The organism is Arthrobacter cheniae (assembly GCF_003602275.1).
GTDB classification, from domain to species: domain Bacteria; phylum Actinomycetota; class Actinomycetes; order Actinomycetales; family Micrococcaceae; genus Arthrobacter_D; species Arthrobacter_D cheniae.
The window spans coordinates 573,576-588,739 of record NZ_QZVT01000001.1 but is presented as its reverse complement, the minus strand read 5'-3'; the positions used below and the strand labels follow the sequence as shown (position 1 = coordinate 588,739).

Below are 15,164 nucleotides of genomic sequence, written 5' to 3'. Positions count from 1 at the left end.
TGCCGTCAGTGAGGAACTAAGTACCCTTGCCTTCGGGGTGTCAGCCACTGTAACAGTGCGGGCCGCGGGGGAGCACGTGATATCCCGTTAACCATGAGTAACAATTCCCCGCAGCCGAAGGCTGCCGAAGAACGCAGCGCAAGGATCGCCGTGACGCTGTTCCCGTTGCTGATCCTGGCCGGCGGACTCGTGGCCGTCCTCACTCCCGCATCCTTCGCGGGACTCGGTCCACTGGTCAATCCGCTGCTCGGAGTGATCATGTTCGGGATGGGCCTGACCCTCACGCCGGTGGACTTCGCACTGATCGGCAAGCGACCCATCCCCGTCGTGATCGGGGTGGTGGCGCAGTTCGTGATCATGCCGTCGATCGGGTGGGTCGTCTCGATGGCACTCGGGCTTCCGCCGGCCCTCGCCGCCGGCGTCATCCTCGTGGGGTGCTGCCCCGGCGGGACGGCCTCCAACGTGGTCTCCTACCTCGCGCGCGGCGACGTGGCACTGTCCGTCGCGATGACCTCGGTGTCCACGATCCTCGCTCCGGTGCTGACGCCGCTGCTCACGCTCTGGCTCGCGGGTCAGTACATGCCCGTAGATGCCGCCGCCATCGGCCTGTCCATCCTCCAGATCGTGCTGATCCCGGTCATCGTGGGCCTCGCCGTCCGGTACTTCCTGCCCCGGCTCGTCGCGACGCTCCTTCCCGCGCTCCCCTGGATCTCGGTGGGAGCCATCACGGTGGTGGTGATCGCCGTGGTGTCCGGCAGTGCCGGGATCATCTTCTCGGCCGGGCTCCTCGTCCTTGCCGCGGTGATCCTGCACAACGGCCTCGGCTACGCCCTGGGATACGGTGCCGCGCGTCTGTTCAAGCTTCCCGTCGCGGCGAGGAGGACGACGGCGATAGAGGTCGGCATGCAGAACTCCGGACTGGCCGCGGGCCTGGCCCGGACGTACCTGACACCGGAGGCGGCCCTGCCCGCGGCCATCTTCTCCGTCTGGCACAACGTCTCGGGGGCTGCCCTGGCCGCCTACTGGCGGCGCCGCGATGCACGCGCAGCCGCTCCTGCCGTAGCTGTGCAGCGCTGAGCGTCCTGCCGGAACGCCGGATCCTTTCCCGATCGACGTCAGCGGAATGACTTTCCGGGTCCGGTTGTTGGGAGAAACGAGGCTCAACGGTGCGCCGTTTCCTCCCGAACAAGCACAGGAGCACCTTCATGTCATTCAGTCCTGCACTGACGACCGCCCGTCTCGCCGATACGCGCGTCCCCATCGTGGACGAGCTCGCCAGGCGCTGGAGCCCACGCTCCTTCGATCCTGAGGCCACCGTCTCCGACGCCCAGCTGGACGCGCTTCTCGAGGCTGCGCGCTGGGCGCCGTCAGCGAGCAACAACCAGCCACGGCGCTTCATCGTCGCCCGGCGGGGGACGCACGCGTTCGACGCGATGGTGTCAGCGCTCATGGGCTTCAATGCAGCATGGGCGCACCGGGCCTCGGCACTGATCCTGGGGATCGCCGAGACATCCACGGTCGACGGCGACCCACGCCCCTACTCCGAGTACGACCTCGGGCAGGCCGTGGCGCACCTGAGCATCCAGGCAGAGAACGAAGGTCTCGCGACCCACCAGATGGCGGGTGTCGAGTGGGACAGGATCGTCGCCGCGTTCGACCTCACCGAGAACCTCAAGCCCATCACGATCACGGCTGTCGGCACAGTGGATGACGCGGACAAGCTTCCGGAAGCGCTGGCGGAACGGGAGACGGCTCCGCGGACGCGCCTGCCGCTCGAGGAGCTCGTGCTCCTGCGGAGCTGAGTGGCGACCGGCGGACCCTAGCCGCGCAGGGCTGCTCGTGCGGCATGCCCGATGGCCGCACTGTAGGTCGGGTAGGCGAACTTCACTCGCGCGAGCGTGGCGAGGTCCGTGCCGCCCGCCATGGCGGAAGCCACGGCGGTGATGACCTCGACGGCGTTCTCGCCGACGGCGTGCGCGCCGAGGATCAGCTCGCGACGGCGATCGACCACGAGCTTCAGGAAGCCCTGCTCGCGGTCGTCGATGATGGGGCGCTCGACGACGGCGTAGGGCACCGTGACCGCGTGGCATTCGGCGTCGCGCTCCCTCGCCGTCGTCTCGGTGAGGCCCACGCCCGCATAGTCGGGGTCGGTGAATCCGCCCTCGGGTAGGAGGTGGTGGGGCGTGGTGCGGTTGGCGCCCAGGACGGCGTTCTCCGCCGCCGTCTCTCCCTCGAACACGGCGGCCTGCACCAGCATGCTGCTGCCGTTGGCGTCACCCGCCACGAAGATGTGCGGGACGTTGGACCGCAGGTACCCGTCGACCGGGATGAACGAGCGGGAGGTTTCCACACCTGCCACCTCGAGGCCCAGCCCGGAGAGGTTGGCGGGCCAGCCGGCCGCCATGATGACGGCATCGACGGACCGGGATTGCGGTCGGCCGTCGCGTTTCCAGGTCAGGACGAGGCCGTCCCCTTCCTTGCCGATGCTGTCTATCCCGCCGATCCCGGTCTCCACCTGGACGCCCTTGCCCGCGAAGCTGGCGGTCACGGCGGCGGCGACGTCCTCGTCCTCCGTCATCAGGATGCGCGGCGCGAGATCGAGCAGGAGCACCTCCGATCCCAGGGCGTCGAAGATGGTGGTCATCTGGGCGCCGGTATGCCCGCCGCCGATGATCGCCACGGAACCCGGGAGTCGCTCCAGGTCCAGCACCTCATGCGGCAGGACGGCGAACTCCGCGCCCTCGATGGGCAGGCGGCGCCCGCTTCCTCCGATGCAGAGGATGATCGACGCGGCCGTGACCTCGCGTCCGTCCACGACGACGGAGTGCTTACCCGTCAGCTCCGCATCGCCCTCGATCAGCTCTATGTCCAGGCGCTCCATCGTGGGGCCGTACCCCTTCGCCTCGAGGACCTTCGCCACCGTGGCGCGGACGCGTTGCACGGTCTTCTGCCAGTCGACCGATGGTTCGGCGACCACTATTCCGTAGTCATAGGCCGTCCGGACCTCACGGAACAGGCGGGCGGTCTTCGCGAGCACGCGGGTGGGCACGCAGCCGGAGTTCACGCAGGTACCTCCGAGGGCGGACCGCTCGACGACGGCGGTTCGAGCACCGAGTTCGGCGGCGCGGGTGGCTGCCGCCATGCCGGCGGGTCCACCACCGATGACGAGGACGTCGAACGTGTAATCCATGGAAGAGCTCCTTCAGTCCGTGCACCGGTGGCTCCACCCATCCTGCACCTGTATACGGCCAGGGCTGCAACGTGCCTCCACCAGCGGCGAAGTGGTGTCCGTCGGCCGTCCTTGCGCCTAGGATCGAAGCCTCCGATCGACGGAAACCGATCTACCGGCGGGGGTTGGCGCGGACGGCGCAGGAAACGGGCCCGGATGATACCGGGCAGGAGCCGGACGGGGACGGATCGAGGACCCGACCGTGCAGGTACCAGCAGGACCTCCCACGCGCGAGCGTTTCGATCTACCGTTGGGTCAGTGAACAAGCAGAGCGACCTCCACGACCTCCCGACCTGGAGGCGCGCGCACATCACCTCCCGGCAGGCGTGCCGAACGGCGTTCGGGGGGAACCGCGACGGGCTGCAGGCGACAGTCGACCCCCACCCCACCGCCTCCGCCTACCCTTCCGACGTGCCGGCCGACAACCGGTAGGACGTCCGCGCCGTCGGGTGCCCTGTCCGGCGCTCGGGCCGGGACAAGGACCGGACCTCCCGATGCCGACCCGGCACCCTCGTGGTGCCACCCCCAGACCCACGGCCTGCACACCGCAGGCCGCCCTCGAGAACTCCCCAGGAGAAACCCTATGAAGACCGTCAATGCCTATGCAGCGCAGTCCGCCACGGAGCCGCTCATCCCCACCACCATCGAACGTCGCGACGTCGGAGCGAAGGACGTGCTGATCAAGATCGCCTACGCCGGCATCTGCCACTCCGACATCCACACAGTGCGCGGCGAGTGGGGTCCGCAGCAGTACCCGCTGACGGTGGGCCACGAGATCGTGGGCGTCGTCGAGGAAGTCGGCGCCGAGGTGTCCCGGCACAAGGTCGGCGACCGCGTGGGTGTCGGCTGCATGGTGAACTCGTGCGGCGAGTGCGCCAACTGCCGACAGGGCGAGGAGCAGTACTGCCTCGAGGGCAACATCGGGACCTACGGCGCCAAGGATGTCGACGGCACCATCACGCAGGGTGGCTACTCCACCCACGTCGTGGTCGTCGAGAACTTCGTGCTGTCCGTTCCCGAGAGCATCCCCTACGAGGCCGCAGCGCCCCTGCTCTGTGCCGGGATCACCACCTATTCGCCCCTCAGCCACTGGAACGCGGGCCCGGGCAAGAAGGTCGCCGTCGTCGGACTGGGCGGTCTCGGCCACATGGCCGTGAAGATCGCGCACGCCATGGGTGCCGAGGTCACCGTCCTGTCGCAGAGCCTCAGCAAGGAGGAGGACGGCAAGCGCTTCGGAGCCACGGACTACTACGCCACCAGTGACCCCGGAACGTTCACGAAGCTCTCCATGACCTTCGACCTCATCATCAATACGGTCAGCGCGAAGATCGACCTGGACGCATACCTCTCCCTCCTCCGCCTCAACGGGACGATGGTCAACGTCGGAGCGCCGGCGGACGCCCTTCCCCTGCACGTGTTCACGCTGTTCAACCAGCGGCGCTCGTTCGCGGGCTCCGGCATCGGCGGAATCCGCGAGACCCAGGAGATGCTCGATTTCTGCGCCGAGCACGGCATCGCACCCGAGATCGAGGTCATCTCGGCGGACGCCGTCAATGAGGCTTACGAGCGCGTCCTGTCCTCGGACGTGCGCTACCGGTTCGTGATCGACGCGGCCACCCTGGCGTAGGTCCGCGACCTACCACGGGGGCGGAACACCTCCCGGGTGCTCCGCCCCCGCGAGGGCGCAACCGACCAGCAGATATGCTGTGCATCACGTGGCCTGTCTCAGGGCGGCGTTCCGACGGTCCTGGTCCGGCCGCGCGGGAGGACAGCGATTCTTCTGATGGGTAGTGGGATGGGCGAGGCGCGGATGCACACGGTCGCGGGTAGGTTGGCAGCGCTGTCCCCGGCGTCCCTGCATATCCTGTTCGGCCTCCTGCTCGCTGCCGCCGCCGTCTTCGGTCGGCACACCAACCTCGAATCGACCGGACTGGCCCTTGTGTGGCCCGCAGCCGGTATCGCCTTCCTGTGGGGCCTCTGGGCGTCCCGGACCCGGCAGGATCTCCTCATCGCCCTCACCGCCGGCCTGCCCATCCTCGCCGTCGTCAACCTGGTCACCGGCCTCAGCGTGGTGCTCGCACTCGCGGTGGCCCTCGGAAGCGCCGCACAGACGGCGGTGGCCGTCGCGTTCTTCCGCCGGCTGGTCCCGGACATGAGCGTGCGCACCGTGGGCGACTATCTCCGTCTCGGCGCCGTCGCGCTCGTCGCCTGCTCGGTCGGCGCCCTGTTCATCGTGGTCGGCAGCGCCATCGAGGGGTCGGCCGAGCCGCTCGCCGCCTTCATCCCGTGGCTCGTCCGCCACGCGGTGTCGCTGACCGCGCTCGGCTCGCTCGGTATCGTCGTCGCCGCCAGCATCACGGCCCGTGCCGAGGGGCAGACGCGTGCGCCGCTCTCGGTGGCGCGGCGGGGCGAGTACGCGTTCCTCATCGTCATCTCGGTGATCCTCTACGTCGCCACGTTCGGTTCCGGTTCGGCCCTCCCGATCGCGTACACCACCATCCCCGCCCACATGTGGGCCGGGCTCCGGCTCCGTTCGGGCTGGGCCATGCTGCACGGGCTGGCCAGTGGTGCGTTCCTCCTCTACTTCACCCTGGAACGGCGGGGTCCGTTCCAGGACCTCGATCCGGGCATCGCCGCCTATGTCGCCCAATCCTTCATGTTCATCGCCTTCTCGCTCTCGGCCGTCCTGGCCCTGAGCATGGATGAACGGCGTCGCCTCATCGACCGCCTCTACCGTGCCAACGAGGAGGCGAAGGCCGCAGCGGAACTCCGCGACCTCGTGATCGGCAGGATGAACGACGGCGTCCTGGTCGTGGGAGCGGACCGGAGCCTGATCTTCCAGAATTCGACCAGCGAGCGGTGGCTGGGCGTCATGGCAGCCGGTCCCGGCGAGGTGCTGACGCGGGATTACGAGATCACCACCCCGAGCGGCCGCCGGCTGGCAGAGGGGGACAATCCACTGGACCTCGCGCTGCAGGGGACGGTCACCGAGCGGATGGACCTGAACCTCACGCACCACTCCGGGGAGGTCATGCACCTGTCGGTGGACGCACTTCCGCTTCCCGGAGACCGCGGCGCCGTCGTGGTCCTCCGCAACGTGACGCACGAGCGCCTGTACCAGCGGGACCTCGGCAGGTTCGCGTCCGTCGTCGCCCATGACCTCCTGACGCCCCTGACGGTCTTCGACGGCTGGCTCGAACTGCTCGAGGACCCGGACCTGCCGCCCGCCGAACGCGAGGCCAGTATCGGAAGGCTCCAGCAGGCGAGCCTCCGGATGCGGACGCTGATCCGCAACCTCCTCGCCTACAGCCTCGCCAAGGAGGAGCGGTCCACGGCATCGAGGATCGACGTCGGCCGCATGGTGGACGGCATCATCGACCTCCGTACCGCGCTACCGGGCACACAACTGCCCGAGGTGCACTTCGAGGTCGACGCACCGCATCCGGTCTACGCCGACGAGCGCCTGTTCCTGCAGCTCATGGAGAACCTCGTGGGCAACGCGATGAAGTACGGGAAGACCGACGGCACGGGCGAGGTGACGGTGACGACGTCGGTGGACGCACGCACCGGCAGGACCCTCGTGCACGTGCGGGACAACGGCATCGGTGTCCCCGAGGGCGATCTGGAGCGGGTCTTCGAAGAGTTCCACCGTTCCGAGAACGGCCTGGGCCAGGCCTCGGGAACAGGTCTCGGGCTCGCGATCTGCCGCCGCATCGCCGAGAGCCACGGAGGGTCCATCAGCGTGCGGAACGTCGAGGAGGGCGGCGCGGAGTTCACCGTCAGCCTGCCGGGCGCACCCGACCAACTGCCGGAGGGCATTCCCCTGGCCGAGGTGGGCGAAGTGGAGGCGCCGAAGGTCCCGGCATCCTGATCCGGCTTGCGACCGGTTAGCTCCCGGAGCGCGGGTACAGCTTCGGCGAGCCGCCGTGGCCCTTGCCCCCGCGGAGCCCCGCGAGCACCTCGGCCATCGCCTCGCGTGAGGAGTGCCGGGCCGCCCAACCGAGCTCCGTCCGTGCCCTCGAGGTGTCCATAACAGGGCACTGGGAGGCCATATCGATCCAGCCCGGATCCGTCCGCTGGACGCCCACTCCCCAGCTCGCGCCGACGATCCACCGGAGCAGGCGCACCGGGAACCCGATGACGCGGCGTGCTCCCAGCAGGTCGGCGACCCGCTCAGGCGTCAGTTCCGGTTCGGCGGCGATATTGAAGGCACCGGAAGCGCGTCTGGCCACGACACGCCAGTAGGCGTCGGCGATGTCCTCGGCGTGGACGGCCTGGAAGATGAAGGCCGCCGGTATCGGGAGGAGGGGCAGGGGCAGGCCACCCAGGAGGATCTTGGGGACGAGCGGTCCCAGGAAGTAACGGCCGATCTCACTGCCGGCCTGGCGCTGGAAGATGAGCCCGGGACGGAGGCGAGCTACCGGGATCTCGGGGTAGTCGTGCTCGAAGGCGTCGAGCAGTCGTTCCTGCTCCGCCTTGTGACGGCTGTAGTGCGAGGTGTCGATGCCGCCGGTGGGCCAGGACTCGTCCTTACGGGTCTCCTTGTCCGAGGGGGAGTAGGCGCCCACCGAAGAGGCGCACACGACGTGGCGGACACCGGCCGCCGCGGCGGCCGCCAGGACATTGGCCGTGCCGGTCACGTTGGTCCTGTGCATGAAGGCCTCGTCGCGGTTCGGCTGGATGGCCCAGGCAAGGTGCACGACGGCGTCCACGCCGGCCAGTGCGACCGTCAGCGCCGTCCGGCCTTCGTCGGTGCCGATGTCGATGGCATGCCAGTCGACGCCGTCGTACGGTGCCGTGGCCGTATCGGGGACGGAGCGGGCGACACCGGTGATCGAAATGCCGCCGGTGTCCTCGGCGGTGTCGTAACCCGTGCGCTGGATGGCCTCGCGGTCCGAGGCTGCACGCTGGAGTCGGGTGAGGACTGCGGTGCCGACGTTTCCGGTGGCGCCGATGACGGCGATGCGCATGCGCTACTCCTGGGCCTGGTGGTTCGGGGAACGCGGACGCGCACCGATCGGGACTGGACTACTAAGTAAGCTTATGGTGCAGTTGAAGCAGACGTACAGCCGTAGTAATTGCCCGACACCGATTCCAGGGCTCTACCGGGAGGTTTCCGTGAGCAGTAACAGCAGGGTCCAGAATGAACCACGAAGTGAAGCGGGCAAGAAGGCCCAGACCGCGCCCGATCCGAACGACCCCCGTAAGCCGGATGATCCCAACGACGTCAAGAAGCCGGCGTGGAAGTACGTGTTCAAGCGCTCCCTCAGCGAGTTCGGCAAGGACCAGTGCACGGACCTCGCCGCGGCCCTGACGTACTACGCGGTCCTCGCGATCTTCCCCGGCATCCTGGCCCTGCTGTCCCTCCTGGGGCTGTTCGGGCAGGCCCAGAACACCACGAACCAGGTCCTGGAGATCATCGGGCAGTTCGCCCCGCCGGACACGCTCGAGACGATCAAGCCCACCATCGAGGGGCTCGCCTCGAACCAGGCCGCCGGCCTGACGTTCGTCATCGGCCTCCTTGGCGCCATCTGGTCGGCGTCGGGCTATGTCAATGCCTTCTCCCGTGCCATGAACCGCGTGTATGAGGTGGAAGAGGGCCGGGGCTTCATCAAACTGCGCCCCCAGATGCTGCTCATCACCGTCATCGTCCTCGTCCTCATCGTGGCGATGGGATTGATGCTCGTGCTGTCCGGCCCCGTCGCCGAGGCCGTCGGCAACACCATCGGCCTGGGCGGCACCGCCCTGGTCATCTGGAACATCGCCAAGTGGCCTGTCCTGGTCATCTTCGCGGTCCTCATGATCGCCGTGCTGTACTACGGCGCCCCGAACGTCAAGCAGCCCAAGTTCCGCTGGATGAGCCTGGGCGGTTTCATCGCCCTGATCGTCCTGGCCATCACCACGGCGGCGTTCTCCCTGTACGTGGCCAATTTCGGCAGCTACGACAAGACCTACGGGGCCATCGCCGGCGTGATCGTGCTGCTCCTGTGGATCTGGCTCGCGAATCTCTCGCTCCTGTTCGGCGTCGAGTTCGACGCCGAGATGGAACGCGGACGGCAGCTGCAGGGCGGTATCGAAGCGGAGGAGACCATCCAGCTTCCGCCCCGGGATACGAAGGCTGCGGAGAAGAAGCAGGAAAAGAAGCTGAAGCTCATCAGGGAGGGCCGCGAACTCCGCGAGAAGTACGGGCGTGACTCGGGCCAGCGGTAGGCCCGATCGACAAGATGCACCAGGAGGCCCGGCCATGTCAATGGCCGGGCCTCCTGTCTGTCCGCGGACCTAGACTTGCAGCATGACCGATACGCAGCAGGCCGACACGTCAGGGCACAGCACCAAGGGGGCCTACGTCACCACCGGCGAAGAATTCACGCGGGACACCCAGTACATCGAGACGAGGATCACCCGTGATGGCGCGGACGGCTTTCCCGTCGAGGCTGGACGCTACCGCCTGATCGCCGCCCGCGCGTGCCCCTGGGCGAACCGGGCGATCATCGTCCGGCGGCTTCTCGGGCTGGAGGACGCGATCTCCCTCGGCACCCCCGGTCCCACGCACGACAGCCGCTCCTGGACCTTCGACCTCGATCCTGACGGGCGTGACCCGGTGCTCGGTATCGAGCGCCTGCAGGAAGCCTTCTTCAAAAGGGATCCCCACTACTCACGGGGCATCACCGTGCCCGCCGTCGTGGACACCACCACCGGGGCTGTCGTCACCAACAACTTTCCCCAGATCACCCTCGACTTCTCCAGCGAATGGACAGACTTCCACCGGGAGGGTGCGCCGGACCTCTATCCGGAGGCGTTCCGAGAGGAGATCGACCTCGTGAACAAGCGGGTCTTCACCGAGGTGAACAACGGTGTATACCGCTGCGGATTCGCCGGCTCGCAGGAGGCGTACGAGGCCGCCTACGACCGCCTGTTCACGGCGCTCGACTGGCTCGAGGAGCGGCTCACGGCCCAGCGCTTCCTCGTGGGGGACACCATCACGGAGGCGGATGTCCGTCTGTTCACGACGCTGGTCCGCTTCGACCCCGTCTACCACGGCCATTTCAAGTGCAACAGGAACAAGCTGACGGAGATGCCGGCGCTGTGGGGGTATGCCCGCGACCTGTTCCAGACGCCGGGCTTCGGCGACACGATCGACTTCGACCAGATCAAGCAGCACTACTACATCGTCCACGAGGACATCAATCCCACGGGGATCGTGCCCAAGGGCCCGGACCTCGCCGGGTGGACCACTCCGCACGGCAGGGAATCCCTGGGGGGCCGGCCCTTCGGCAACGGCACTCCGCCCGCCGCCGCGTAGCCGCGAAAGGGCTGTCGCGCAGCTGTCGCGACAGCCCCTTCATGGCCCGACCCCCTTCCGTATTAGGCCACAAACTCGTTTCGTAATTGCCCAAAGCATAGGCTAGCCTTACTTCAGACCGATCATCCGTCCGAGGGAGGCACCGTGGCAGTCCAGGCCGCCGCCCTCCAGGACGCCCCCGGCCGGCGGCCTGTGGATCGCCGTCGGTCCTCCACCCCACGCATCCTCGCGAAGCTCGCCATCACGGCCCTCGTCCTGCTCGCATTCTGCATCGCCTCGCTGATCATCGGTGCCCGATCAGTCGGCATCGGCACCATGATCGACGCCGTCACCGCCTTCGATCCCACCAACGGTGAGCACGCCGTCGTCCTCTCGCGAGTCCCGCGCACCATCGTCGGACTCCTCGTCGGGGCTGCGCTCGCGACGGCCGGAGCAGCTCTCCAGGGCGTAGCCCGCAATCCGCTCGCCGATCCCGGCATCCTCGGCATCAATGCCGGGGCTTCCCTCGCCGTCGTCGTGGGCATCTACCTGTTCGGGCTCAGCAGCGCCTCCGGCTATATCTGGTTCGCCTTCGCGGGCGCCGGCGCGGCGGCACTCGCCGTGTACGCGGTAGCGAGCCTCGGGCGCGAGGGCGCGACGCCGGTCAAGCTCGCGCTGGCCGGTGCGGCCCTGGCAGCAGGGCTCGCGAGCCTCACCAATGCGGTGCTGGTCTCCAGCCAGGAGACGCTCGACGCCTTCCGCTTCTGGCAGGTCGGCACCCTCTCCGGCCGGGGATGGGACGTCATCGGGGTGGTGGCACCCTTCCTCCTCGCGGGCCTGGTGCTCACGCTCGCCACGGGCAAGGTGCTCAACAGCCTGGCACTCGGGGACGACGTCGCCCGCTCCCTCGGCCAGAACGTCGGCCTCGCACGCGCGATGACCGCCCTCGGAGTCGTGATCCTCTGTGGCGCGGCGACCGCTGCGGCAGGTCCGATCGCCTTCGTCGGGCTCGTCATCCCGCACATGGTCCGGCTCGTCGTCGGCGCCGACTACCGCTGGATCCTCCCGTTCTCCGCCCTCCTCGGGCCTGTGCTTCTGCTGGGCGCCGACATCATCGGCCGCGTCATCCTCCCGCCGGGCGAGGTCCAGGTGGGCATCATGACCGCCGTCGTCGGAGCGCCGGTATTCATCTGGCTCGTCCGCCGCCGGAACATGGCCCAGCTGTGAGCACCTCGGTCAGGAGCGTTCCCGCTGTGCCCCGCAGCTCGCCCGACCGCGGGGCGGGGCTCGGCGCCATCCGGGCCCGACGGCGTCGCACCACCGCGACCCGCCTGGGCGCGGTGGCGGGCGTCGTCGTCGTGCTGTTCGCGGTGAACGTCCTGCTCGGCACCTATACGGTCACCATCCCCGATTTCCTGCGCATCCTCGGTGGCGCCGACATCCCGGGTGCGAGCTTCATCGTCCTGGAGAACAAGCTGCCACGCGCAGTCATCGGCCTCCTGATCGGCGTGGCCTTCGGTATGTCGGGTGCGGTGTTCCAGACCATGCTGCGGAATCCGCTGGCCAGTCCGGACATCATCGGTATCAGCTACGGCGCGAGTGCCTCGGCCGTGGCGGCGATCGTCCTCTTCGGAGCCGCGGGCACCGCGGTGTCGTTGTCGGCGCTCATCGGAGCCGTGGTGGTGGCCGCGGCGATCTACCTCATCTCGCGTCGCGGGGGAGTGGCAGGGTACCGGCTCATCCTGGTGGGCATAGGTTTCGCGGCGGTCATGCACGCCCTGGTCAGCTTCCTCATCACCCGTACCGACCTCCGCACCGCCTCGGAGGCCGTCCTCTGGCTGAACGGCTCGCTCAACTCGAGCAACTGGGACCGCGCCACCGTGCTCGTCGCCGCCCTCGTCGTCCTGCTGCCCGCGGCCGTCATCCTGTCGCGCAGCCTGCAGGGCCTCGAACTGGGCGATGACGCCGCAGCGGGGCTCGGGGTCCGGGTCGAGGCGTCGCGGCTGGGACTCCTGTTCACCGGCGTCGCCCTTGCTGCCTTCGCGACGGCCGCCGCGGGCCCCGTCGCGTCCATCGCCTTCCTGTCGGGACCCATCGCCCGGCGCCTGCTCGACCACCGGCCCTCGCTCGGCATGGCGGGGCTGGTCGGTGCGGTGATCGTGCTCGGCGCGGACTTCGCCGCGGCGAACGTCCTGCCGGGGACCTCGCTGCCCGTCGGCGTCGTGACGGGCGCACTCGGCGCACCATTCCTGCTGTGGCTGCTCGCCACCGCCAACCGCAGAGGCCAGGGAGGCTGATATGGGTCCACGCAAGGATCCGACGGCGGCGAACACGCTGTCTGCCGAGGGGCTGACACTCGCCTATGACGAGCGGGCGGTCGTGGACGGACTCACCGTCGAGCTGCCCGCGGGCAAGGTGACCGTCATCGTCGGCGCGAACGCGTGCGGGAAGTCGACCCTGCTCCGTGGTCTGGCCCGGCTGCTCAAGCCCGTGGACGGCGCAGTGGTGCTGAACGGCTCCGACATCCACTCACAGTCCACGAAGGCCGTCGCCCGAGTCCTCGGCCTGCTCCCGCAGACGCCCGTGGCCCCGGACGGCATCAGCGTCGCGGATCTGGTGGGCCGCGGCCGCTACCCGCACCAGGGCTGGTTCCGCCAGTGGACACCGGAGGACGACGACGCCGTCGCGACGGCACTCGAGGCAACCGACACGCTGGGCCTCGCCGACCGCAACGTCGACGAACTCAGCGGCGGGCAGCGCCAACGCGTCTGGATCGCCATGGCACTCGCGCAGCAGACCGGCATCCTGCTCCTCGACGAGCCGACCACCTTCCTCGACGTGACGCACCAGGTCGAGGTGCTCGACCTCATCACGGACCTGAACCGGCGCTCGGGCACCACCGTGGTGATGGTGCTGCACGACCTCAACCTGGCCGCGCGGTACGCGGACCACCTGATCGCCATGCGCGACGGTCGGATCGTGGCACAGGGGCCACCGTCGGCGGTCGTGACCGAGGAGACGGTCTCCGGAGTCTTCAACCTCGAGTGCCGCGTCATCGAGGACCCCGTGTCCCGTACACCGATGGTTGTTCCCATCGGCAGGCACCACGGGCCGGGGACCGCCACGCCTTCCCCGACCTCCCCCACCGCCGCGGCGGTACGGGGCTACCGACCCAATCCGCAGGACACGGTTCCTGCACGAGTGGAGGCAGCATCATGACCGACGTGACAGAGCGGACCGCGAGGCGGACCGCCGCCGATACCGAGCCGATGGTGCTTGCGTTCGACGTCGTCGTCACCGCCGTCCAGGACCTCACGGCGACCTTCCGCCGCATCACCTTCGGGGGAGCCTGCCTCGAATCGTTCGGCGTCGCAGGGGACACCCTGGACCTCCGGATCAAGATCGTCATCCCGTCCCCGGGTCGCGACTGCCCGGACATCGCCGGCATCATGAGCGGCCGCTCAGGCTCGAGCTGGTACCAGGCGTGGCTCGGCATGGACGCCGAGGAACGCGGTTCCATGCGCACCTACACCGTGCGCGAGTTCCGGTGCGGCGGTGCGAACCCGGAGATCGACGTCGACTTCGTGATGCACCTGGACGGCGACGGCCGCGGCGGGCCTGCGGCGGAGTGGGCTGCTGCAGTCCGGCCAGGTGACCGCGTCTGCATCATCGGCCCCAACTCGTCGGCGGCGCAATGCACGACGGCGGGCGCCTACGGTGGCATCGAGTGGAGCCCGGGCCTCGCGCAGCACGTCCTCCTGGCGGGAGACGAGACGGCCGTGCCCGCGATCAGCGCCATCCTCGAGGCGCTTCCCGAGGATATCAGCGGACGGGCGTTCCTCGAGGTGCCCCACGAGCGGGATATCCAGCGGATCGCGACGCGATCATTGGTGGCCATCACCTGGCTGACGCGGAGTGGCCGCTCGCACGGCGAGCTGCTCGAGGCCGCGGTCCGCGACGCCGTCCGCGTACCGGGCTGGGTCTCGCTCTCGGGGTCGGGGGCCGCGAGTGGCGGCAGCGAACCGGAGGATGTCGACATCGACCGGACCATCCTGTGGGAGACGCCCCAGCGCCTCGAGACGGCCATCGTGGAGTCGACGGTCAACCCGGGGCGCCTTCCCGGCACCCAACCCTTCTACGCGTGGATCGCGGGAGAAGCAGCCCTAGTGCGCGGACTGCGCCGGTACCTGGTGCGCGACGTCGGTGTCGACCGGAAGCAGGTTGCCTTCATGGGCTATTGGCGCAAGGGCCGGGCCGAGCTCGCCTGAGGGGTCGACGAAGGACCTGGCGCAGGTTTTCCCATGCCTTCCCGCAGGTTCCCGATGGCGGAAAGGATTATGGCACGGATCATCCACAGTTGGGATAACGGAATTGTTACATCGTGTTCCGTGGCCTAGGGTTTGAGCAGTCGAAGCTCGTTTCTTGAACCAGGTCCGCACGCTTAACCCTGTCAGCGGACCGCCTGAACAATCTGTGACAGGGGTGGAGGATCCACATTCCGGCGGTGCGAGCCGCCTCGGGGTGAAGCCCTCACGCATTGCTTATCAGCACGGTCCTCCTGCGGTCTGCCGCAGTTCGGCCGCGCCGAGGGGGCCGAGTCAACTCTTGCTCGAATCCGACAGCTAACTTCGCGGGCGTCCTCAGAGAGGTAAG

13 protein-coding genes and 1 riboswitch are annotated in these 15,164 nt (G+C 68.5%); of the genes, 11 read left to right on the top strand and 2 right to left on the bottom strand.

Going from position 1 to position 15,164, the window contains the following annotated elements:
- Positions 1–93: 93 nt before the first annotated feature.
- Both D6T63_RS02775 and D6T63_RS02770 read left to right on the top strand, forming a co-directional pair.
- Positions 94–1,077, top strand: coding sequence for a bile acid:sodium symporter family protein (locus tag D6T63_RS02775; protein ID WP_120147462.1), 984 nt, complete (start codon positions 94–96; stop codon positions 1,075–1,077).
- Positions 1,078–1,205: 128 nt separating this feature from the next.
- Positions 1,206–1,802, top strand: coding sequence for a nitroreductase family protein (locus D6T63_RS02770; protein WP_120147461.1), 597 nt, complete (start codon positions 1,206–1,208; stop codon positions 1,800–1,802).
- A gap of 17 nt (positions 1,803–1,819) precedes the next feature.
- Here D6T63_RS02770 and D6T63_RS02765 read toward each other — a convergent pair whose 3' ends face one another.
- A complete protein-coding gene (locus tag D6T63_RS02765) occupies positions 1,820–3,190 on the bottom strand; it encodes a dihydrolipoyl dehydrogenase family protein (protein WP_120147460.1) in 1,371 nt (456 codons plus the stop codon).
- Between the two features lie 297 nt (positions 3,191–3,487).
- On the opposite strand from D6T63_RS02765, the gene D6T63_RS19125 reads away from it, so the two are divergent.
- The 3 genes from D6T63_RS19125 to D6T63_RS02755 all read left to right on the top strand — a co-directional run bounded on the left by D6T63_RS19125 (position 3,488) and on the right by D6T63_RS02755 (position 7,100).
- On the top strand, positions 3,488–3,661 hold the full coding sequence (locus D6T63_RS19125) for a hypothetical protein (protein WP_182976850.1): 174 nt from the start codon (positions 3,488–3,490) through the stop codon (positions 3,659–3,661).
- Positions 3,662–3,812: 151 nt separating this feature from the next.
- Entirely contained in the window at positions 3,813–4,856 is a 1,044-nt protein-coding gene (locus tag D6T63_RS02760) for an NAD(P)-dependent alcohol dehydrogenase (RefSeq protein WP_120147459.1), read from the top strand.
- A 156-nt stretch (positions 4,857–5,012) separates the two neighbouring features.
- On the top strand, positions 5,013–7,100 hold the full coding sequence (locus D6T63_RS02755) for a sensor histidine kinase (protein ID WP_147394290.1): 2,088 nt from the start codon (positions 5,013–5,015) through the stop codon (positions 7,098–7,100).
- 16 nt (positions 7,101–7,116) lie between these two features.
- Here the strand turns inward: D6T63_RS02755 and D6T63_RS02750 are convergent, their stop codons facing one another.
- Positions 7,117–8,199 (bottom strand): NAD-dependent epimerase/dehydratase family protein, encoded by a 1,083-nt coding sequence (locus D6T63_RS02750; protein WP_120147457.1) that lies wholly within the window; start codon positions 8,197–8,199, stop codon positions 7,117–7,119.
- Positions 8,200–8,347: 148 nt separating this feature from the next.
- Between D6T63_RS02750 and D6T63_RS02745 the strand changes: the two genes are divergently transcribed.
- From D6T63_RS02745 to D6T63_RS02720, 6 genes are all read left to right on the top strand, one after another.
- Complete coding sequence (locus D6T63_RS02745) at positions 8,348–9,439, top strand: YihY/virulence factor BrkB family protein (RefSeq protein ID WP_235830506.1); 1,092 nt, start codon at positions 8,348–8,350, stop codon at positions 9,437–9,439.
- 82 nt (positions 9,440–9,521) lie between these two features.
- On the top strand, positions 9,522–10,532 hold the full coding sequence (locus D6T63_RS02740; protein ID WP_120147455.1) for a glutathione S-transferase family protein: 1,011 nt from the start codon (positions 9,522–9,524) through the stop codon (positions 10,530–10,532).
- A 222-nt stretch (positions 10,533–10,754) separates the two neighbouring features.
- Positions 10,755–11,738: a FecCD family ABC transporter permease gene (locus D6T63_RS02735; RefSeq protein WP_235830531.1), complete on the top strand. Its 984-nt coding sequence runs from the start codon at positions 10,755–10,757 to the stop codon at positions 11,736–11,738.
- Positions 11,739–11,764: 26 nt separating this feature from the next.
- Positions 11,765–12,808 carry a FecCD family ABC transporter permease gene (locus tag D6T63_RS02730; RefSeq protein WP_120147453.1) on the top strand — a complete coding sequence of 348 codons (1,044 nt, stop codon included), beginning with the start codon at positions 11,765–11,767 and terminating at the stop codon, positions 12,806–12,808.
- A 1-nt stretch (position 12,809) separates the two neighbouring features.
- Positions 12,810–13,730 (top strand): ABC transporter ATP-binding protein, encoded by a 921-nt coding sequence (locus tag D6T63_RS02725; RefSeq protein WP_120147452.1) that lies wholly within the window; start codon positions 12,810–12,812, stop codon positions 13,728–13,730.
- The gene (locus D6T63_RS02720; protein ID WP_235830505.1) at positions 13,727–14,779 is read left to right on the top strand and encodes a siderophore-interacting protein; all 1,053 of its coding nucleotides are present in this window, start codon (positions 13,727–13,729) and stop codon (positions 14,777–14,779) included. Before D6T63_RS02725 ends, D6T63_RS02720 begins: the two co-directional genes overlap by 4 nt.
- Before the next feature lie 181 nt (positions 14,780–14,960).
- Positions 14,961–15,164: riboswitch (cyclic di-AMP (ydaO/yuaA leader) on the top strand.

Bases quoted from the DNA above. Each gene is read 5' to 3' on its own strand.
- D6T63_RS02775 (WP_120147462.1), top strand. From the start codon at position 94: ATGAGTAACAATTCCCCGCAGCCGAAGGCTGCCGAAGAACGCAGCGCA.
- D6T63_RS02770 (WP_120147461.1), top strand. From the start codon at position 1,206: ATGTCATTCAGTCCTGCACTGACGACCGCCCGTCTCGCCGATACGCGC.
- D6T63_RS02765 (WP_120147460.1), bottom strand. From the start codon at position 3,190: ATGGATTACACGTTCGACGTCCTCGTCATCGGTGGTGGACCCGCCGGC.
- D6T63_RS02760 (WP_120147459.1), top strand. From the start codon at position 3,813: ATGAAGACCGTCAATGCCTATGCAGCGCAGTCCGCCACGGAGCCGCTC.
- D6T63_RS02755 (WP_147394290.1), top strand. From the start codon at position 5,013: ATGGGTAGTGGGATGGGCGAGGCGCGGATGCACACGGTCGCGGGTAGG.
- D6T63_RS02750 (WP_120147457.1), bottom strand. From the start codon at position 8,199: ATGCGCATCGCCGTCATCGGCGCCACCGGAAACGTCGGCACCGCAGTC.
- D6T63_RS02740 (WP_120147455.1), top strand. From the start codon at position 9,522: ATGACCGATACGCAGCAGGCCGACACGTCAGGGCACAGCACCAAGGGG.
- D6T63_RS02725 (WP_120147452.1), top strand. From the start codon at position 12,810: ATGGGTCCACGCAAGGATCCGACGGCGGCGAACACGCTGTCTGCCGAG.
- D6T63_RS02720 (WP_235830505.1), top strand. From the start codon at position 13,727: ATGACCGACGTGACAGAGCGGACCGCGAGGCGGACCGCCGCCGATACC.